Source organism: Vibrio sp. YQ_11, from assembly GCF_043103065.1.
Taxonomy (GTDB): Bacteria; Pseudomonadota; Gammaproteobacteria; order Enterobacterales; family Vibrionaceae; genus Vibrio; species Vibrio parahaemolyticus.
In genome coordinates this window covers 348,374-367,050 of the sequence record NZ_JBICJM010000005.1, presented here as the reverse complement: position 1 = coordinate 367,050, position 18,677 = coordinate 348,374, and the positions used below count along the sequence as shown (strand labels likewise).

Sequence of the window (18,677 nt, the reverse complement as noted above, 5' to 3'; positions counted from 1 at the left end):
GCTGCAATGTGTTGATTTTTTCATGCATGAAGTGCGTCGCGAACTGTTACTTTCGCTGAAGTTTTTTATTCATTTAGGTAAGTAACGTATGGCGACAAACCGAAAAATAGCCAGTTTAGAATTTGCACGCATCATTGCCATGGTGGCAATTGTCGGGCTGCATTGCCAAATGGCCCTCACTTATTGGCAGTGGGATGGCGTACCTTGGGTTGGTTATCTTCTTAATCAGCTCGCTCGTTTTGCGGTTCCACTTTTTTTCCTTATTTCTGGTTACCTTATCCAACCTAAGCTGAGCAGCAATCCACTCGAAACTTTAGCCAACTATGCGAAACCTCTAATGAAAATTTGGTTGGTTTGGAGCTTGCTCAGCTTACTCATGCCGTTCCAATGGCAAGTCGTAGCAGAAGCGGGATACCTTGCCGAACGACAAGGCTACTGGGGATACTTAGCGTCTGTACCACTGAATTCATTACTAGAAGGCGGGCTTGTCCACCTGTGGTTTATTCCAGCATTGGTGATTGCGGTCGCTATCATCGCCTGCTTAGTTCGAATTGGCATGACGCAGTTACTGCTTCCAACAGCAGTGCTGCTTTACGTCTATGGTGTTTTGGCAGGCAGCTATGCACCTCTCACCGATTTACCTGCTCCGTTTTTCACTCGTAATGGGCCATTTTTCAGTACCTTTCTTGTGGTACTTGGCTACTTGATTCGAGAAAAACAGTGGCTTTGGTCACGCAACAACACCATTCGCCTGATTCTCCTCGGTATGGCTCTGCACTTTGGTGAAGCCTACTGGTTGATGCAATACGATGTGGCCTTCAACTCTAACGACTTCTTGTTTGGCACCGTCATTTGGTCGCTCGGCGTGTTCATGTGGCTGTTAGTTCATCCTAATTTTGGCAACATGCCATGGGTATTCAAGTGGGCCCCAAGTGTTTTAGGCGTTTACGTGAGCCATCTGTTGGTCATTATTGTCATGATGAACATAGCGGGCTTTTTAGGATTACAAGACTTAGCAAAAGATGCCTTCTTGTTTCCTGCCACTCTCGTCGTGACCTTGTTGTTGGTAAGGGCAATTGAAGCATCTCCACTGAAAAAAGCCCTACTCCGCTAAATGGATTCAGCAACACGCTAACACTAAAGTGTTAGCGTATTGATTTTTAAAGTGAGAGTTCTCTCTCACTCACCAAAATTTGACTTTCTAATCCTTCAGAATTTGCCGTCACTCACAAAAAACATTGTTCATTTGCTTTAGATTGACCCGACTATTACAACATTGCTCATTAAACGGAGGCTGTATGTGGGCAGGTCAGGGACTCATTCCTTTTCTAGAAATTAGCCATTGGCTAACTTATGGTTTATACGCTGTTGCGATCTTATTTGGCGCGGCGAGCATTGCGTCACTCAGAAAATAGTGGCGCAAGCTACCCAAATCTTAACTCCTACTGTTAATTCGAGCTCTCTCACAACTAACCCCTTAATTTATGGCTAATATTTCTCCAACAAGACAAGGGAGAAATGTCTATGCCAATCTATCCTATTGTGGCTTTCTGCTGTTTGTTGTTCTCAAGTTCCAGCTTTGCAGCGGCATCCGGTGATCTTAATCTGGTGAACTCCGCCGTAGGCTATATCGCTCTCATTCTTTTCTCGATCGCTTATATTCTGGTCATGCTCGAAGAGTATTTGAAGATGAGAAAATCCAAACCTGTACTTCTCGCGGCAGGTCTGATTTGGATTTTGATTGGTTACACCTTCGCCCAGCACCACCAGCAAGATGTGGCAAAAGCGGCGTTGGAACATAACCTACTTGAGTACGCCGAGCTGCTGCTGTTTTTGCTCGTCGCAATGACCTACATAAACGCGATGGAAGAGCGCAAACTCTTTGATGCTCTACAAGCGTGGATGGTCGGGAAAGGGTTCGGGTTCAAAAAACTGTTTTGGCTGACAGGCTTTCTAGCGTTTGTCATTTCTCCAATCGCAGATAACTTAACCACGGCCCTTTTGATGTGCGCGGTGGTAATGAAAGTGTCTGGCGACAATCCAAGGTTCGTCAATCTTGCTTGCATCAACATCGTTATCGCAGCCAACGCGGGCGGGGCATTCAGCCCATTTGGTGACATTACAACCTTGATGGTTTGGCAAGCCGGGCACGTGCGGTTCTCTGAATTCATGCCTTTGTTTGTCCCTTCTCTAATCAACTATGTCGTGCCAGCGTTTTTAATGTCCCTTTTTGTACCGAACACCAAGCCCAATACCATCCACGAGCATGTCGAATTAAAACGTGGTGCAAGGCGCATTGTGCTGCTGTTTGTCCTCACGATCGCTACGGCTGTCTCCTTCCATGCTGTTCTTCACTTCCCACCCGTGGTTGGCATGATGATGGGCTTGGCGTACCTACAATTCTTCGGGTACTTCTTAAGAAAAACCCTCAAACATTCGCTCGCGAAAAAAGCGGCCATGGCGATTGCGAATGGGGACGATCATGCGCTGAAACGTTTAGGCTCTGTCGTACCGTTTGACGTATTCCATCGTGTTTCTCGCGCCGAATGGGATACCTTGCTGTTCTTCTATGGCGTCGTGATGTGCGTAGGTGGCTTGAGCTTGCTCGGTTATCTCGAATTGGTTTCAAACGTCATGTACACCCAATGGAATCCGGTTTGGGCGAACGTGATGGTTGGTGTGCTTTCTGCCATTGTCGATAACATTCCGGTCATGTTTGCGGTACTAACGATGGACCCAAGCATGTCCACTGGTAACTGGTTGCTTGTTACGCTCACTGCGGGCGTAGGGGGGAGTTTGTTGTCGATTGGTTCTGCCGCGGGTGTGGCTTTGATGGGCGCAGCGCGTGGCCAATACACTTTCTTTGGCCACTTAAAATGGACGCCCGTGATCGCTCTGGGCTACGCCGCCAGTATTGCCGCTCATTTGTGGATGAACGGCGGCTTGTTTACCTAATCCCAACGAACCTCAATGACACGCCTAGCTACTTAGTCTAACGATCCGATGGATGGTTCACGCCATCCATCACTTCAATATCACCCAATTCGTACGGGTTAACGCCCTCTAAACATCCCACGTTGTAGCCGTACTCACTTGGGTCTGATCGGCGTTGATGGTGCGTGTAAATGCCACATTCACCACAGAAAAAATGCTTCGCGGTATGCGTATTAAATTGGTAGCGCTTTAAAACATCGTCACCTTGAACGATACGAATACCACTCAAAGGGACTGAAGCCACAATCGCACCTCGACGACGACACATAGAGCAATCACAGCGTCTCGGCTTTTCAATTCCGTTGGGTAACGTAAGTTCCAGTTCGACTTTTCCGCAGTGACAGGTCAGTCGATGCAGGGGGTTAATTTGAGTGTTGCCAACTTGCTTAATCATCGCTTTTCCTTGTTGTTTTTATTCATGTGTACATTATGTTAAACAGCTTAACATCATCATAATCTTGTCCAAAAACTCGACATTGGTCACTTTTCGCGACATTTTATCGGCCGATTTATTAGTCGCTATTTTGGCGACTTTTTACCGCGTTCGATAGACAGATTGTCTCCGCTGCGGTTTTTAAACCAAGGAAATTGTTTTATGGATAAAGATCATAGCCTCAGAGAAAACCTCTTGGCTCTGACGCTCGGGAGTGCGTTGGTGTCACTTGGGGTGATATTTTTAAGCAAAGTAGGATTACTAACTGGCGGCACCGCTGGCTTGGCTATCTTTCTGACCAAAGTCAGTGACTTCCAGTTTTGGTCAAATATTTTTCGCCCTTAACCTCCCTTTTTATATTCTGTCTGTGATGCGCATGGGCTGGAGGTTTACGGTTAATACCTTTATTGCAGTTTCTATTGTCTCCTTCGCGGTCGACCATCTGCACCACGTGATCGAAATTTCCCGAATCGAACCTTTTTACGCAGCGTTGTTGGGCGGTGGATTGATCGGTATTGGTATGCTGGTGATATTTCGTCACAAGATGAGTTTGGGCGGCTTTAACATTTTGGCCTTGTACCTTCAGGAACGCTTTGGGATTCGAGCGGGCAAAATTCAGATGGCGCTCGATTGTGCCATCGTGGTGATGTCGCTGTTTATTGTGGATGTGCACCTTATCGCTCTCTCCGTTCTTGGTGCCATTGCGACCAACTTGATTTTGGCGATGAACCACAAACCTGGACGATACCAGCCAAAGCCGCAAACGGCATAATCAACACCTAGAAATGCGAAAGTGTTTAGACAGCCCAAAAGCCCCGAGCCATTAGCTCGGGGCTTTTTGCTGTGGCGGTAAACCTACGCCAGTTCGCTGGTTGTGCAGTATTGCTGCACCTGCGCATCCAATTGTTTTTTGCATTGCTGGCTAAGTTGAAAATGCACTTGCATCAATAAGTCATGCGCATAAAAAAGCTCAAACGCATCGCCGCCGTTTTGCAGACAAATGGCTTCACATCGTTCAGCATGCACTTTGGCTTCTTTAGGTGCATCGGCTTTCAGCAAGCTCATCGCCAAACGATATTCTGCACGCTCTTCCTGCATCCAACCGCCCGCTATTTTCCAATAATCCAGTGCTAACCTTGCTGACTCTAACATCCTCGCTTTCTGCTCGTCAGTACGCTCTGAGAGCTCTTCATACTGACAAGTCAAGTTGTTTGCGGTGATTGCGATCGAACGCGCTAGCACCTCTTCTGCATCGTGTGGTGTCATTCCTAATGCGGCTTTCGCCAACCATTGACTCGCTGGTTCAAGCTGAGTAAGAGCAGAAAGTTCGTTCGCAATAAGAGAGAACACGCGACGCTGAGCTTGCTCCTCTAGCAATGCCACATCCTCAGTGCCATCGACAAAAAAGCGTGCAACTGCGATGCTACGTTTAAACGCCAAACTCTCGGTAATGGCGCGGTCATCTAAGCGGTCTAAACAGGCAAGAAACAGTTCGGGACGCTCAAGGTGACCAATTGCGGTGTGCAGCATCAGTGCAAATATTCGCTCAACTTGGCTGAGCGCTTCCACCTCATTCAGCGCCGTTTCTAGCTGAGCATAGACCTGTTCTGGCTTTTCCTCGTGCAGCTGCCAACACTCACTCATGAATGCATCAAAATCCGTTTTGAAAGACATGCCCTTGTTATCCTTTGTTATCTTGTTCGTAAATAAACCACTCTACACAATTCTCAACCGTGCGTTGCACGCCAAACAACAATATGAGAATCGCCTCACTTAAAGTGGTGTACCTTGCTCTAATGCGAGCAAACGTTGTTTGCGTTCTACCCCACCAGCATACCCAGTCAGTTTGCCACTTTTACCAATAACGCGATGACAAGGCACCACAATGGAAATAGGGTTCTTGCCATTTGCTAACCCAACCGCACGTACGGCTTTCGGGTTGCCAATCGCGTTGGCGAGATCTTGATAGCTCCACGTCTCACCGAATGGAATGGTCGTTAACGCATGCCACACTTGATTTTGAAAATCAGTGCCTGTCGCTGCCAAAGGCAAATCAAATTCGTTGCGCAGACCCGAAAAGTATTCGTCCAACTGGGTGACGGCTTGGCGCAAAATCGGATGCTGATCATCTCTTCGCCCCAATTCACTTGGCTTGGTCGTACAAGTCTCAAACCAAATGCCAAGTAAGCCCTCAGCGTTAGATTGGATAGTGACCGCACCTAGTGGGCTCGGCATCTCGGTATAAACTGTGTTCATGATTGATTCCATAAGTGAAACGTCGCGTAGCTTCCCCAAGGGGCTGCGGTGTGCGTATTGAGTGATGGGTAGCGCTGCATCGCTTTTTTCACCACTAAGTCTTTATCTAAAAAGCAATCGGGTTGGGATTGCCCACGCAGTTGAGCATAACTGACCGTCCAAGGTCCAATGCCTTTCAACGCTAACCATTGTTGCGGATCCGTCTCCGCGTTGCTTTGCATAAACTGAGCGAAACGCACCAACGTCTCTGTACGACTTTGCGGCATCCGCAAAAAACTCACGTCGGCATTCGCAATCGCATCTGGCGTCGGGAAAAAGCGCTTGTCAGCATCACCACAGAGCGTTTTTACCAATAAGTTAAGCTGGCCTATCGCGGCCTTGACCGACACTTGTTGACCCAAAACTGCTCTAACCCCGGCTTCCCAAGCATTCCACACCCCAGGAATCCGAATGCCTCGGTTCGAAACAAGCCCCGGCGCCACATAATCCAAATGCTGCTCGACAGTACAAATATCGGTGTCGAGATCGAACATACGACGCACTCCAGACACTAAATTTTGCAGCTTCGCAACTTCTTCAATTTCGAATTCAAGCTCAAGGTTTCCTTCACCTTTGCTCGCCTTAAACCACGCTTTGCTGTTATCCAAACAAACGTTGCGTTGGTAACTCTCGCCGCTCACCCGCTCCACGCCCTCAATGGCTCTTAATCGGTAAAAATCCAGCATGTGTTGCCAATTCAACTCGCCACGATAAGACAACGCAATTCGATTCGTGCTCACGCCATCAAATTCTCTTCGACGAACTTGAGAAGGCGTGAGCTTCAGAAACTTTTGGAATGCATCGTTGAAACGGCGCGTGCTGTTAAAACCGGCGGCGAAGCCGACTTCCGTAACCGACATCGAACTGGAATGCAGCAACTGTTTGGCGAACATTAACTGCTGATATTGCGCGTACTGTTTTGGTGACATGCCGAGATACTGCTCGAACAACATGCGCAAGTAACGATCAGAAATCCCAACGCGCTCTGCCAGTTCAGACACCGAGTGGTGATGCAGCTCTCCTCGCTCAATCAACGAAATCGCGCGTTGAAATGTTGTTTCTACGCCTTTCCATGCCCACGATCCCGGCGCGCTGTCTGGGCGACAACGCAAACAAGGACGATAACCCGCTTTAAGTGCTTGGGCTTTATCGGTGAAGTACTCTACATTTTCTTCTTTGGGTAGGTTCGCCGGACAAATCGGTCGGCAGAAAATCCCTGTGGTTTTTACCGCGACGTAAAATCGCCCATCAAAACGGCTGTCTCGCGACACTCGCGCCTTTTGGCACTGCTCGAAGGTCAACGATGTATGAGGATGGATAAACATGAAGCGATCCTTGCTCGTGCATTCTGTGAAAACAACTCGATATAACTTCATTGTAGAACGCAGAACAAATGAAGATTAGCCATTTTCGGAACTCAATATTGAGATTTATTGGCATTAGCGAATTTGTACACTAAAGTTAAATCCAGAACATCACAACAACGTCGGCTAAAGGGAATTGGCATGGACTTACATACTTGCGTAATTGTACTAAGAAACCAAAAGGTTATTACCAGTAAATCCGTTGATCACTCCATTGGGATCATCGAACGTGACTCAGGTAACGAAATTTCAGAAATTCAAATCAATGCCACAGATGGCGTGAATATTCGGACCTATCACTACAACAATGTCGAGGAGTCGTTAGAAAGTTTGATGAACCTTTGATCTTCTACTTTGGACACACCTTTCTCCCTTGTAATCGTGAAAGCAATGAGCACAGCCCCCTGTGCTCTTTTTTTTTTTGCGTTTTGATCAACAATATCTTTTCTCTCACATACCAAATCCATCGAAATTTACGACTTAGTTGTCGTTAAAATCGCTAAATTAGCCAATCTTACTCCCAATAAATTACAGATAAGCATCTGAGCAAAAATGTTAAAATATACTAATTCGAATTTATTGAACGAGAAGGTCAAATAAAGCCAATTAATAACCTCATCAACCACGCCTAAACTGTTCTCAACAGCTCAGGAGCAGACACACTCCCACTGAAACAAACATATCGAGGACAGCATCATGAAAACACTTTTACACAAAATCACGACATCACAATCAGGTTATAGCGCACTGGCACTACGTATCCCTATCGGCATCATCTTTATGGCGCACGGCGCTCAGAAACTGTTTGGTTGGTTTGGCGGCTACGGCTTGGAAGGCACAGGACAATGGATGGCATCAATTGGACTTGGCCCTGGCGTATTGATGGCATTTCTTGCTGGTAGCGCAGAATTTTTCGGCGGCTTGTTTATTCTACTTGGTTTGCTGACACGCCCTGCGGCAGTCGCACTCTCATTCACTATGGTTGTAGCGATTTTCTCAGTGCACTTCGAAAACGGCTTATTTATGGCAAACAACGGCTACGAATTTGGCCTAGCTCTGCTAGCAGCAAGTGTTTCACTGGCCTTTTCTGGCGCAGGTAAAGCGGCGTTAGATAACTTCCTAAACAAAAAATTCTCCTAACCACGGACACTGGAGGCACTGATGATCACCGTAAGACACGCCGAAGACCGAGGTCGAGCAAACTTTGGCTGGCTAGACAGCAAACATACGTTTTCTTTTGGTAGCTATTACGACCCCAAACACATGGGCTTTTCTGAACTGCGAGTCATCAACGATGACCTAGTTCAACCCAACGCAGGCTTTGATACTCATGGTCACCGCGACATGGAGATCATCAGTTATGTGCTAGAAGGTGTTATTGCGCACAAAGACAGTGAAGGCAATGTACAAACGTTACCTGCGGGGGAGTTTCAGCTGATGTCGGCAGGTAAAGGCATTTACCACAGCGAATATAACGCATCAGAAACAGACCCTTTACGCTTTTTGCAAATTTGGATTCAACCTAACACCTTTGGGAATAAACCGGGCTACCAGCAAAAAGATTTTGGACGTAATGCAGGGTTAACCACCATTGCAACCCCAACGGGAGAGAGTGGCACACTGCACATCAAACAAGATGCGTATTTGTATCAATTGATTTTGGAGCCGAATCGCGAACTCGCCTTCGACATCCACTCTGGAAGAAATGTTTACATTCATCAGGTATCGGGAGAGCTTCATGTCGACAACACCCTGCTAACGGGCGGTGATGGCGCTAAAATCGAAGCACAGAGCAAGGTGACATTTCGTAACCTGACCAATCAATCAGTTACTGCGCTAATCTTTGACTTGCCGTAACTATCGGTTCATAGATATCGAACTATCGCTATCTGGTGATAAATCTCGCTTAAAAAGAAAGCCACCAAGGCAAACGCCAAGGGGGCTTTTCATTTTTCCGTTTTCATTGACGCCAAGCGTTAATGGTTTGCGTCCGATGATGCAGACCCAATCTGTTGCAAGCTGTAAGCCGTGAGAGGATCGATTTCTTTCACAATCTCTTCGACCTGTTTAATTGCTTCTACAGACGTGCTGGCTTTGCGATAGCTTAAGTAGATAGGTCGGTACCAATCTTCCACTCCAGACACCTTGTAGAGCTGCCCATTCGCAATAAACGGCTCTACGAGAGACACCGGCAGATACGCCGCGCCGCCTTTCTCTAAAATGAAGTCCAAAGCAATACGCGCAGTCGATGTGCGCAGGTACGGAGCCGGAATTTTAGGGTGACGCTCAGAGTGCTCAGAAGCGAAGCGTGTTCCCCAATCCACATACACATATTTGTGCTCAAACACCGTATCTAATGAATCTTGCTCGGTAGAAACCAGCACAAGGACAACATCCGCGACTTTTTTACAATTAAGCTCATCAGCTTTGATTTGGTCAAACGCAAATGCCATATCTAACGTGCGCTCTAATAAGCTACGGCTTAGCATTTCACGACCCATCACCTCGGCCATAAAGCCGTAACCGCCGAAAGAATCCGTCACAATACTCAAACAGTTTTGCAAATACGCATCCCAAATGTTCGGCGTACCGCCCATGGTGAGCTGTAATGCTTTTCCATCTTCAAGTGATAATTCCAGTTTTGCTTGCTGCAATGTGGTGACCATAACTTCGGCATAACTGATTAAGCGTTCCCCTGCTGAGGTCAGCTTTATGTTATTTCGATCACGAATAAACAATTGAGTATCGAAGTAACTTTCCAATTGTTTGATGCGGGCACTGACCGCTGCTTGCGTAATATACAGGTTCTCAGCTGCGCGTCCGAAGTGACGAACCTTTGCCAGCTCTAAAAATGTTCTAAAGACCTTAACATCCATAAACCAACTCCTGGTTAATATCAAACCAGATTAACAATTAATTAAAATCTTGACGACAAAAAAGTTTTGTTTTTCTTTTGTTAGCTTTGCGCCTAATTTTCGCCGTAGTTCACTACATTCATCAATAACGGTTACAGAGGCTGTTGACATGTCTGACACTGAATTCCGTCATGGCAAAAAACGTTTTTACGACAACGTAAAATTCCCACGCGGCTTTGCAAAGTCTGGCGATTTTACTCTTTCGGAAGAGGAAATCCTAACAATTTATGGGGATACTATGCTTGGCTTAGAGTCAGGCGAGTTAACACCTGAGAATAGCGAAGAGAAACACTTCGTCAAGGTGCTAGAAAACCCAGGCAAAGCGAAAACTAAAATCGAGCGCACTTGGTTAAAATACACCCAATTGGCTCGTGGTCGTAAGCGCTTCCATACGCTAAACGGTCGCAACAAACCAGATGCGACTGACGACTATGCAGAAGAGAGTTTGGCTGAAGACGATTAATAAGAAATAACCAAACGTCAGATGTTCAACAAACGTTCATCATTCGGTGTGAGTGAACGCTTCTGACCCATTTCTTCTCCTAAAGCCCAAGGGCGCGTTCTCCCGAGGGCTTTTTTAATATCTGCGATTTTGGTGCATGGGAAATGTCGACCTATTTCGCCAGCATCGCAATCTTTTTCAAAAACGTTTCTTTTAAGTGCTCCTGCTCGTACTCTAGGTGATACGTGTTGTGGAAACCCACTTTCAGCTCCACGCCGTTGCCTCTTAAAAAGACGTTGTAACCATCGTAATCCGAGAACGCCTCCACACCTTCATAGATCTTACCGAACTCCGTTGGCGAACCGTTGTTCATGACGTTTTCGTACGCTTGTAGCACTTTGCTTGGATCCAATTCGTTTTTCATAGTGATATCCCTACCTGTTCACACGCTGTAATTATGGTTAAGGAATGATTTACCTGCCATGTACGAGGTTGAGTGAGATCAAAATATTTGAATTTTTTCCGCCACTTACCATCCAATAAACCCAGAACATCGACGCTTGATGTTTACTTTACAACTTAATTCAAGCCATAAATTTTACGCATCTATCAATGAACTCAAGTGACCAAAAAACGCTCACAAGTTAACAATTTAGCGTAAAGCAAACGTAAAACTGGTTGCAAAAGGCAACATTGGTTAAAGAAAAAGCAAATTTTTGACCTAAAACAATAGCAGTTCGCCATTACTTATTTTATAATGCGAATTAATGTTTCAGTACATCTTAAATTCCAATAACTAGGGGCACAAAATGAGACTTATCCCGTTAACTCGAGCAGCACAAGTAGGTAAGTGGGCAGCTGCGCACATCGCTAAGCGTATCAACGATTTCAAACCTACTGCTGAGCGTCCATTCGTTCTGGGTCTACCAACTGGTGGCACTCCTCTAGCAACTTACAAAGCACTGATCGAGCTTTACCAAGCTGGTGAAGTAAGTTTCAAACACGTTGTCACTTTCAACATGGATGAATACATCGGTATCCCTGCGGATCACCCAGAGTCATACCGTTCATTCATGTACAACAACTTCTTCAACCACATTGATATTCAAGAAGAAAATATCAACCTGTTGAACGGCAACACTGACAACCACGAAGCAGAATGCAAACGCTACGAAGACAAAATCAAGTCTTACGGCAAAATCAACCTATTCATGGGTGGTGTAGGTAACGACGGTCACATCGCATTCAACGAGCCAGCGTCTTCTCTGTCTTCTCGCACTCGCATCAAGACACTAACTGAAGATACTCGTATCGCGAACTCTCGCTTCTTTGATGGCGACATCAACCAAGTTCCTAAATACGCACTGACTATCGGTGTAGGCACACTACTAGACGCAGAAGAAGTGATGATCCTAGTGACTGGTCACAACAAAGCACTTGCACTAGAAGCGGCTGTTGAAGGTTGTGTAAACCACCTATGGACAGTTTCTGCTCTTCAGCTGCACCCTAAAGCAGTGATCGTATGTGACGAGCCTTCACAACAAGAGCTTAAAGTGAAGACAGTTAAGTACTTCTCTGAGCTAGAAGCGGAAAACATCAAAGGCTTCTAATCCTTCGGGCAATGAGCCAAGATAACCGCTAAAAACACAAAACCCGTGAATCATCACGGGTTTTTTCGTTTCTGGGCATGACAAATACCATCACATCGCAAGCATCTTCGTTCATTTGAGAAGAACCTCAGTACGCTTGGATGCCAAATTGGCGCAGACGTTTTGGCAATACTTCATCCAGCTTGTCTAGTTCACTTGGCTCTACTTCGATCAAATTGAAGTTGTGTTGCTGATACACCGCGCGAATGGCTTCTCGCTCTTTTTCTGGCGTCTCTCCGCTATCACTTCCCCAAAACTGAAGGTACAGCTTGCCAGCAGGAAGATAAAAATCGCTCACCACTTCTTGCTCTATAGGAAGTTGCCGCTCATAAGCGTGGACGATGCCAGCCAAATACAACCAGTTATCAATCAACAACTCCCCTTTTGAGCGAACATAGTGACCATCTAAGGTGCGGTGTTTGGCTTCGAATTTTTGGCGAAAACTTGAGTAGGATTTATCCGTCGAGTGCGACTCTGCATCTTGCCCCAAAAACTCCACTACAGATTGCTTCAAGCGCTTGTTGCGCAAAACGACATCGTGCCAAACCACAAAGGTGTTTTGTGATTCTTTATCTGCACGCTGTTGGCCACCCGCTCGAATGCCCGCTTCGGTGACTTGCCATCCGTCTTCCGATTTACTTATCCAGCCTAGCTCACTCAACAATTGGTTGATTCGCTTGGCATTAAGGCGAAGTTTATCGCCAAGTTGTGTGGCACTCAGTATTTTCCCAGAGGTAGGATTCAGCTCAATATGCAAGTTCGTAGGCCAGACAATAAACTGCCCAAACTTGGGGTGGTCAACATATTCACCGCCGAACTTAGCGCCCTCTTCCGTCAGGATCCATTTGTCCTCTTGGCGAGTGATGTAACCGGCGCGTTTGAGATCTGAAAACAGCAGCTTGGCGTCAATATTGCGCATTTTCGCTAATGCTGATGTCGATATTTTTTCTGACATGTGTGGAGCCTCCTGCTGCTGGGAAAATAACATCCGGTGAATGATATTAACGCATTGATTTCATTGCTTGAAGCAAGAATGAGAAAGATTCATACCAAGAAACAAAAAAGCCAGTCTTTTCCGACTGGCTTTGGCTTTAAATGATCTTAAAATTGGCGTGGTTACGCCTTTCGCCGATTATTTGATAAAGGCGATGCAGCCTTGCAAAATCACTAAGTTAACGATGTCGATGAAGAATGCACCGACAATCGGCACCACCATAAATGCCTGTGGTGACGGGCCGAAACGGTTCACGATAGACCCCATGTTCATCACGGCCGTTGGGGTCGCCCCCAAACCAAAACCGCAGTGTCCACTAGAAATTACCGCCGCGTCGTAGCTGCTGCCCATGACGCGGAATGTCACGTAGTAAGCGAACACCGCGAGAATTGCCGACTGCACGGCAAGGATGATCAAGAACGGAATGGCTAGGTCAAAAATGTTCCACAGTTTTAGGCTCATTAGCGCCATTGCTAGGAACAGAGACAATGAAACCGTACCGAGAATATCCACGGTTTCTAAGTCGACTTTGCGAACTTTCGTCACTTCCATGATGTTGGTGATCACCACACCAATAAACAACGCGTAGACAAAGTCTGGAATCATCAACCATTTGATGCCAAAGCTGCTCACCCAGTTTTCTAGATAACCCGCCCCTGTCACACACAACAAAATAATCGACAAGCTTTCAACCACTTTCTTTGCAGTAACTCGGTCTTCTTCGTGCTCGTTATAAGTCACGAGTTCAGGAAAACGTTGGTGACTTTGATTTGTACGGCCGTATTCCGATTCTAGGTTGTTTTTGTCTATCAAACGCTGTGCCACTGGACTGCCGATGATGCCGCCAATCACCAAGCCAAACGTCGCAGATGCCATCGCAACCTCAAGTACGTTATGTAGCCCGTACATATCTTGGAAAGTCTGCGACCAAGCTGCGCCTGTTCCGTGACCACCAGAAAGCGTAATAGAACCCGCAATTAACCCCATTAGCGGATCTAAGCCCAATGCGGTCGCCAAAGACACACCAACGGCGTTTTGAATAAGAATGTACGCTGATGCCACCGCGAGAAAAATAAACACCTTCGCACCACCTTTGATCAGCTGGGTGTAGTTTGCCGCTAATCCAACAGTGGCAAAAAACATCAACATAAAGGTGTTTTGCAGTGGTAAATCGAAGGATAAATCAACGCCATTAAAGTGCATGGCGGTAATCACACAGGCGATAACTAACCCACCAACAATCGGTTCTGGGATATTAAATTTTTTTAAAATTGGAAGTTTGGTGTTGATAAATTGCCCTAGGAACAACACACAAATAGCGACGAGAAACGACTCCTGTGGGCCGATTGAAATAACATGATTCATAAAACCTCTTTTTTCCTTTTTCTCATCCGCTGAGTAATGCTTCAACGAGAGATAGGTAACGAATCCAATCAGGTTGCCTATTGAGTCCTTATTTTTCTAGGGTGAATTCCACTCTAATTCTCACCAAATAAGAATGTTTTGATTTTAATATTCAATAGATTCTCATTCAGTGATAAACGCGAGTTTTGTCGTAAGTTTCTCACGCTCTGAAGTACCTCTAATTGCGGATTCTCAGCTTATGAGAAGTGGTTGTTTTTATATCAATTTAAAATAGAAAAAACGCATCCGATTGCGTGCAAATATTCGGTACAACGTGTCGAAAACGGACTCCATAAACACGCGGTTGTGTGATGGCAAAAAGATTAATTCTTTCTATTTCTCAAACTCAGTGTTATACATATATATAACACCAATTCAGCCATAGGATGTTTATTATGACGCATTGGCATGATCGCCAACCGATTTTTCGCCAGTTGGCTGATCAGATCACCCAACAAATATTGCAGGGCGTCTGGAAAGAAGGCGAGGCTTTACCCTCGGTCCGCAACATCTCTGCCGATATGAAAATTAACCACCTTACCGTCATGAAAGGCTATCAGTTACTTGTTGATGAAGGACTAGTGGAGAAAAAACGTGGCCAAGGCATGTTTGTCGCACAAGGGGCAATTCAACAATTGCGCTCTGCGGAAAAGGCTCGCTTTCTTGAACAGCAAATTCCTCAAATAGCCGATACATTACAACGTCTGGACATGTCAGTTAATGAACTTGTCCAGCAACTCAACCCCCATATGAAAGGTGACCAATGAGCGCATTAGTCAGTGTAAAAAACGTCTCCAAGCAGTACCGTCAACAAGGAGAGGCGCTTCATGATGTGAGTTTTGACTTACATGCTGGTCAAGTGCTTGGTTTGCTCGGGCACAATGGCGCGGGTAAGTCGACGCTTATTAACGCCCTACTCGGCGCCCACGACTACGAAGGGACTATTCGCATCAATGGCTTCGAGCCCATGATGCAGCGTGACAAGATCATGCAGAATTTGTCGTACATCTCAGATGTGAATGTTTTGCCAGATTGGATGACGGTCTCTCAGCTTCTGAGTTATACCGAAGGGGTTCACCCGGGTTTCAATCGCAGCAAAGCGGATGCGCTGCTTCGTCAAACCGACATTAAACCACGTGCGAAAATCAGAGCCCTTTCGAAAGGGATGAAAGTGCAATTGCACCTTGCCATTGTTATCGCAACCAATACACAAATCCTGATTTTGGATGAACCAACTCTTGGTTTGGATTTGGTTTACCGCGACACCTTCTACCGTCATTTACTGGAATGGTTTCACGATGGTGAACGCGTTCTGATCATCACCAGCCATGAAGTTTCCGAGATCGAGCATCTGTTAACCGATGTGTTGATTCTTAAACACGGTCGCCCGGTGCTGCAAACCTCAATGGACAGCATCAGTGAAGACTACTTTATTCTCGATGCCAATGACGAACACCGTGCGCAAATTGAAGCGATGCACCCACTCTCTTCTCAAAAAGGATTGGGCACAACGAAATGGCTATTGTCTTCACAATACGCTGATCAAGCGGCAGGGCTTGGCGATGTGCATGGTGTAAAACTGGCGGATCTGTTTTTAGCGTTACAAAAGGAGGCAGCATGATGCGCTCTGTCGTCGCAATGTTGCGTAAAGAGTGGTTAGAAAACCCACTAGTATTGCGCTTACCTTTGTTTATGTTGGCGTGTGGAGCGTTGCTTTTTATTAGTTTGATGAGTAACACCACGTTGCAACACAACATGTTTTTCGAAATGAGCCTCGGTGGCGATGTGAGTGATATTCACAAAGAACTTGGGGATGACGTCAACATGCTGATCACTGGTGGCGCTGGTTTGCTGTCTATGTTACTTGCCATCCAGTACTTCCCTAGAACGCTGCGTAAAGAGCGTGCCGAAGGCAGCATTATGTTTTGGCGCAGTATGCCAGTCAGCGATCTAAAAACGCACCTCGTGAAGCTGACGTTTGGTTTGTTGGTGATCCCGCTGGTGTGTTCTGGCCTCGTTTTGGCGGCTGATTTTATGCTGTGGTTACTCAATATTTCGACCGACCAACAACTGGCTTTGCTCTATCGTCAAACTTCGCTTGGCTACGTGCTGCTGCACTGGGTGGAGTTCTTAGCAAGAATGGCGCTCGCAGGCGTGTTGATGCTGCCACTAGCACTTTGCGCGATGGCAATTTCTCAAAAGGTAAACTCGCCGTTGGTGATTCTCTTCATCGCGATTTATGCGCTACGTTGGATGCCAATTGCGATGTTTGGTTACTACGGGTTGGATCAGTTCTTCTCAGCTGTGCTCTATTTGCCTCTGCATGCGATCATCGCCTCTAACCCATTCAGTGCGATTCCTGAAGCGGGTTGGGCCAACGTCGGCATCTACGCCTTTATTGGGATACTGGCGTGGACGGCAAGTTTGAAGTTCAGCCGTACCATTCAATAAACAACGGCTCGAACAAAAACCGAGACATAAAAAAACGGTCACAACCTGCGTTGTGACCGTTTTTATTTTAACCCTTAGGGGCTCATCTATCCAATCGTCTAGCCAAGGAAAGAAATGTAACCTTGCAAGATGATTAAGTTGACGATGTCGATAAAGAACGCGCCAACAATTGGTACCACCATAAATGCCTGAGGCGAAGGACCAAAACGGTTAACAATAGAACCCATGTTCATCACCGCTGTTGGCGTCGCACCCAAACCAAAACCACAGTGACCACCCGAGATTACCGCCGCATCGTAGTTGCTGCCCATTACCTTAAAGGTCACGTAGTAGGTGAAGATGGCCAAAATCACCGACTGAATCGCCAGAATCACTAAGAATGGGATCGCCAAATCAAAGATGTTCCACAGCTTCAAGCTCATGAGAGCCATTGCCAAGAACAGAGACAGCGACACCGTACCGAGCATATCGACGGTTTCAGCGTCCAGTTTACGAATCTTAGTCACCTCTAAGAAGTTCGTAATAATCACACCAATGAACAGCGCGTAAACGAAATCAGGAATCATCAACCAAGAAATTTCGTAGGTACTCACCCACTGTTCAACGTACTTCGCACCCGTCACACAAATCAGTAAGAAGAAGAGTTTTTCCACGACCTTTTTCGCCGTTACTTTGTCTTCTTCGTACTCGTTGTACGTCACCAGCTCTGGGAACTTCTCGTGGGTTTTGGCATCTCTACCACCACGACCGTACTCAGATTCGATACCATGTTTTTCCACTAGGCGTTGAGCCACTGGGCTACCAATGATACCGCCGATGATCAAACCAAAAGTGGCCGATGCCATCGCGATTTCCAGAACGTTATTTAATCCGTACACGTCTTGGAAAGTTTGTGACCACGCCGCCCCCGTGCCGTGACCACCAGACAGAGTAATCGAACCCGCGATTAACCCCATTAATGGGTCTAAACCCAATGCCACCGCAAGTGACACGCCGACACCGTTTTGAATGATGATATAGAAAGACGCGACCGCTAAGAAGATAAAAACCTTCGCGCCTCCTTTCATCAACTGAGTGTAGTTTGCCGCTAAACCAACCGTGGCAAAGAACATCAGCATAAAGGTGTTTTGTAACGGTAGATCAAACTCCAAGTCGACACCGTTAAAATGAAGAGCAGTAATGATGCAGGCTACGATAAGGCCACCTACAATCGGCTCAGGTATATTGAACTTCTTTAAAATCGGTAACTTAGCATTAATAAAATGCCCCAAGAAAAGCACACTGATCGCAACCAAGAAGGATTCCAGTGCACCTACAGATATTAAATGATTCATATCGCCTCTTATTATTGTTCTCTTCATCCTCCGTAATGATTGAGTGTTAGTTTAACCTTCATTCAATAGCAAATTTTCTCGCTTTATTTCCGAAAATACTCATTAGATGGTGTCATGCGCCTTAGGCTAGTTTAAGGGCGCTTGTTAAGCATTGTGCCAATGGTTTGCTGTTTGCCGCCCTTAAATGTGAAAGGAGCCTTTACAGCTCCTTCAAATGCCCTTTGCCTCAACCAAAAACGCGTGGTCAATGCGCCGGGTATAATGTTGTGAGTAAGTTCTAGTGACACTTTCTGAACCGCGCAATGGGCTCCCTTACTTAAACAGAATGCGTCGATTACTATCGAACAAAGTTCCTTCCCGCTGTAACCGTCAAAACGCCGAGATCGCGTTCAAACAATTGAG

General features: G+C 46.1%; 19 protein-coding genes and 1 pseudogene. 11 read left to right on the top strand and 9 right to left on the bottom strand.

Going from position 1 to position 18,677, the window contains the following annotated elements; all coding sequences use genetic code 11:
- Positions 1-88: 88 nt before the first annotated feature.
- Both ACF8EG_RS02155 and nhaD read left to right on the top strand, forming a co-directional pair.
- On the top strand, positions 89-1,114 hold the full coding sequence (locus tag ACF8EG_RS02155; RefSeq protein ID WP_069495123.1) for an acyltransferase: 1,026 nt from the start codon (positions 89-91) through the stop codon (positions 1,112-1,114).
- Positions 1,115-1,524: 410 nt separating this feature from the next.
- A complete protein-coding gene (gene nhaD / locus ACF8EG_RS02150) occupies positions 1,525-2,955 on the top strand; it encodes a sodium:proton antiporter NhaD (RefSeq protein ID WP_005482814.1) in 1,431 nt (476 codons plus the stop codon).
- 37 nt (positions 2,956-2,992) lie between these two features.
- Here the strand turns inward: nhaD and ACF8EG_RS02145 are convergent, their stop codons facing one another.
- The gene (locus ACF8EG_RS02145) at positions 2,993-3,388 is read right to left on the bottom strand and encodes a GFA family protein (protein ID WP_053318171.1); all 396 of its coding nucleotides are present in this window, start codon (positions 3,386-3,388) and stop codon (positions 2,993-2,995) included.
- A gap of 201 nt (positions 3,389-3,589) precedes the next feature.
- On the opposite strand from ACF8EG_RS02145, the pseudogene ACF8EG_RS02140 reads away from it, so the two are divergent.
- Positions 3,590-4,199 (top strand): annotated as a pseudogene (locus ACF8EG_RS02140) (YitT family protein).
- An 83-nt stretch (positions 4,200-4,282) separates the two neighbouring features.
- Here the strand turns inward: ACF8EG_RS02140 and ACF8EG_RS02135 are convergent.
- The 3 genes from ACF8EG_RS02135 to ACF8EG_RS02125 all read right to left on the bottom strand — a co-directional run bounded on the left by ACF8EG_RS02135 (position 4,283) and on the right by ACF8EG_RS02125 (position 7,047).
- Positions 4,283-5,101 carry a hypothetical protein gene (locus ACF8EG_RS02135; protein WP_069505621.1) on the bottom strand — a complete coding sequence of 273 codons (819 nt, stop codon included), beginning with the start codon at positions 5,099-5,101 and terminating at the stop codon, positions 4,283-4,285.
- A 99-nt stretch (positions 5,102-5,200) separates the two neighbouring features.
- A complete protein-coding gene (locus tag ACF8EG_RS02130; protein WP_069505619.1) occupies positions 5,201-5,683 on the bottom strand; it encodes a methylated-DNA--[protein]-cysteine S-methyltransferase in 483 nt (160 codons plus the stop codon).
- Complete coding sequence (locus ACF8EG_RS02125) at positions 5,680-7,047, bottom strand: DNA-3-methyladenine glycosylase 2 family protein (RefSeq protein WP_069505617.1); 1,368 nt, start codon at positions 7,045-7,047, stop codon at positions 5,680-5,682. Before ACF8EG_RS02125 ends, ACF8EG_RS02130 begins: the two co-directional genes overlap by 4 nt.
- Before the next feature lie 180 nt (positions 7,048-7,227).
- Between ACF8EG_RS02125 and ACF8EG_RS02120 the strand changes: the two genes are divergently transcribed.
- The 3 genes from ACF8EG_RS02120 to ACF8EG_RS02110 all read left to right on the top strand — a co-directional run bounded on the left by ACF8EG_RS02120 (position 7,228) and on the right by ACF8EG_RS02110 (position 8,943).
- Entirely contained in the window at positions 7,228-7,431 is a 204-nt protein-coding gene (locus tag ACF8EG_RS02120) for a hypothetical protein (RefSeq protein ID WP_005464930.1), read from the top strand.
- 351 nt (positions 7,432-7,782) lie between these two features.
- Complete coding sequence (locus ACF8EG_RS02115) at positions 7,783-8,226, top strand: DoxX family protein (RefSeq protein WP_015312747.1); 444 nt, start codon at positions 7,783-7,785, stop codon at positions 8,224-8,226.
- A 21-nt stretch (positions 8,227-8,247) separates the two neighbouring features.
- Positions 8,248-8,943: a pirin family protein gene (locus ACF8EG_RS02110; RefSeq protein ID WP_025632511.1), complete on the top strand. Its 696-nt coding sequence runs from the start codon at positions 8,248-8,250 to the stop codon at positions 8,941-8,943.
- Positions 8,944-9,062: 119 nt separating this feature from the next.
- Here the strand turns inward: ACF8EG_RS02110 and ACF8EG_RS02105 are convergent, their stop codons facing one another.
- Positions 9,063-9,962: a LysR family transcriptional regulator gene (locus ACF8EG_RS02105; RefSeq protein ID WP_005464903.1), complete on the bottom strand. Its 900-nt coding sequence runs from the start codon at positions 9,960-9,962 to the stop codon at positions 9,063-9,065.
- A 148-nt stretch (positions 9,963-10,110) separates the two neighbouring features.
- Between ACF8EG_RS02105 and ACF8EG_RS02100 the strand changes: the two genes are divergently transcribed.
- Positions 10,111-10,464: a DUF413 domain-containing protein gene (locus ACF8EG_RS02100; protein ID WP_069505615.1), complete on the top strand. Its 354-nt coding sequence runs from the start codon at positions 10,111-10,113 to the stop codon at positions 10,462-10,464.
- A gap of 151 nt (positions 10,465-10,615) precedes the next feature.
- Here the strand turns inward: ACF8EG_RS02100 and ACF8EG_RS02095 are convergent, their stop codons facing one another.
- Positions 10,616-10,867 carry a DUF3081 domain-containing protein gene (locus ACF8EG_RS02095; protein WP_005464900.1) on the bottom strand — a complete coding sequence of 84 codons (252 nt, stop codon included), beginning with the start codon at positions 10,865-10,867 and terminating at the stop codon, positions 10,616-10,618.
- A gap of 385 nt (positions 10,868-11,252) precedes the next feature.
- Here ACF8EG_RS02095 and nagB point away from each other — a divergent pair, with 385 nt between their 5' ends.
- On the top strand, positions 11,253-12,053 hold the full coding sequence (gene nagB / locus ACF8EG_RS02090; protein ID WP_005464933.1) for a glucosamine-6-phosphate deaminase: 801 nt from the start codon (positions 11,253-11,255) through the stop codon (positions 12,051-12,053).
- A gap of 127 nt (positions 12,054-12,180) precedes the next feature.
- On the opposite strand, the gene ACF8EG_RS02085 is transcribed toward nagB, so the two are convergent.
- Complete coding sequence (locus tag ACF8EG_RS02085; RefSeq protein ID WP_045607265.1) at positions 12,181-13,047, bottom strand: hypothetical protein; 867 nt, start codon at positions 13,045-13,047, stop codon at positions 12,181-12,183.
- A gap of 177 nt (positions 13,048-13,224) precedes the next feature.
- Positions 13,225-14,451, bottom strand: a complete 1,227-nt coding sequence (gene gltS / locus ACF8EG_RS02080; RefSeq protein WP_053318169.1) for a sodium/glutamate symporter — start codon at positions 14,449-14,451, stop codon at positions 13,225-13,227.
- A 434-nt stretch (positions 14,452-14,885) separates the two neighbouring features.
- Between gltS (ACF8EG_RS02080) and ACF8EG_RS02075 the strand changes: the two genes are divergently transcribed.
- Genes ACF8EG_RS02075 through ACF8EG_RS02065 form a run of 3 tightly spaced genes read left to right on the top strand, consistent with a single transcriptional unit; the run spans position 14,886 to position 16,941 of the window.
- Entirely contained in the window at positions 14,886-15,257 is a 372-nt protein-coding gene (locus ACF8EG_RS02075; RefSeq protein WP_053318168.1) for a GntR family transcriptional regulator, read from the top strand.
- Positions 15,254-16,111: an ABC transporter ATP-binding protein gene (locus ACF8EG_RS02070; protein WP_005497657.1), complete on the top strand. Its 858-nt coding sequence runs from the start codon at positions 15,254-15,256 to the stop codon at positions 16,109-16,111. Before ACF8EG_RS02075 ends, ACF8EG_RS02070 begins: the two co-directional genes overlap by 4 nt.
- Entirely contained in the window at positions 16,111-16,941 is an 831-nt protein-coding gene (locus ACF8EG_RS02065) for a hypothetical protein (protein ID WP_005497655.1), read from the top strand. Before ACF8EG_RS02070 ends, ACF8EG_RS02065 begins: the two co-directional genes overlap by 1 nt.
- A gap of 98 nt (positions 16,942-17,039) precedes the next feature.
- Here the strand turns inward: ACF8EG_RS02065 and gltS (ACF8EG_RS02060) are convergent, their stop codons facing one another.
- Entirely contained in the window at positions 17,040-18,275 is a 1,236-nt protein-coding gene (gltS, locus tag ACF8EG_RS02060) for a sodium/glutamate symporter (protein ID WP_069505612.1), read from the bottom strand.
- Positions 18,276-18,677: the final 402 nt, after the last annotated feature.

Bases quoted from the DNA above. Each gene is read 5' to 3' on its own strand.
- ACF8EG_RS02155 (WP_069495123.1), top strand. From the start codon at position 89: ATGGCGACAAACCGAAAAATAGCCAGTTTAGAATTTGCACGCATCATT.
- nhaD (WP_005482814.1), top strand. From the start codon at position 1,525: ATGCCAATCTATCCTATTGTGGCTTTCTGCTGTTTGTTGTTCTCAAGT.
- ACF8EG_RS02145 (WP_053318171.1), bottom strand. From the start codon at position 3,388: ATGATTAAGCAAGTTGGCAACACTCAAATTAACCCCCTGCATCGACTG.
- ACF8EG_RS02135 (WP_069505621.1), bottom strand. From the start codon at position 5,101: ATGTCTTTCAAAACGGATTTTGATGCATTCATGAGTGAGTGTTGGCAG.
- ACF8EG_RS02130 (WP_069505619.1), bottom strand. From the start codon at position 5,683: ATGAACACAGTTTATACCGAGATGCCGAGCCCACTAGGTGCGGTCACT.
- ACF8EG_RS02125 (WP_069505617.1), bottom strand. From the start codon at position 7,047: ATGTTTATCCATCCTCATACATCGTTGACCTTCGAGCAGTGCCAAAAG.
- ACF8EG_RS02120 (WP_005464930.1), top strand. From the start codon at position 7,228: ATGGACTTACATACTTGCGTAATTGTACTAAGAAACCAAAAGGTTATT.
- ACF8EG_RS02115 (WP_015312747.1), top strand. From the start codon at position 7,783: ATGAAAACACTTTTACACAAAATCACGACATCACAATCAGGTTATAGC.
- ACF8EG_RS02110 (WP_025632511.1), top strand. From the start codon at position 8,248: ATGATCACCGTAAGACACGCCGAAGACCGAGGTCGAGCAAACTTTGGC.
- ACF8EG_RS02105 (WP_005464903.1), bottom strand. From the start codon at position 9,962: ATGGATGTTAAGGTCTTTAGAACATTTTTAGAGCTGGCAAAGGTTCGT.
- ACF8EG_RS02100 (WP_069505615.1), top strand. From the start codon at position 10,111: ATGTCTGACACTGAATTCCGTCATGGCAAAAAACGTTTTTACGACAAC.
- ACF8EG_RS02095 (WP_005464900.1), bottom strand. From the start codon at position 10,867: ATGAAAAACGAATTGGATCCAAGCAAAGTGCTACAAGCGTACGAAAAC.
- nagB (WP_005464933.1), top strand. From the start codon at position 11,253: ATGAGACTTATCCCGTTAACTCGAGCAGCACAAGTAGGTAAGTGGGCA.
- ACF8EG_RS02085 (WP_045607265.1), bottom strand. From the start codon at position 13,047: ATGTCAGAAAAAATATCGACATCAGCATTAGCGAAAATGCGCAATATT.
- gltS (WP_053318169.1), bottom strand. From the start codon at position 14,451: ATGAATCATGTTATTTCAATCGGCCCACAGGAGTCGTTTCTCGTCGCT.
- ACF8EG_RS02075 (WP_053318168.1), top strand. From the start codon at position 14,886: ATGACGCATTGGCATGATCGCCAACCGATTTTTCGCCAGTTGGCTGAT.
- ACF8EG_RS02070 (WP_005497657.1), top strand. From the start codon at position 15,254: ATGAGCGCATTAGTCAGTGTAAAAAACGTCTCCAAGCAGTACCGTCAA.
- ACF8EG_RS02065 (WP_005497655.1), top strand. From the start codon at position 16,111: ATGCGCTCTGTCGTCGCAATGTTGCGTAAAGAGTGGTTAGAAAACCCA.
- gltS (WP_069505612.1), bottom strand. From the start codon at position 18,275: ATGAATCATTTAATATCTGTAGGTGCACTGGAATCCTTCTTGGTTGCG.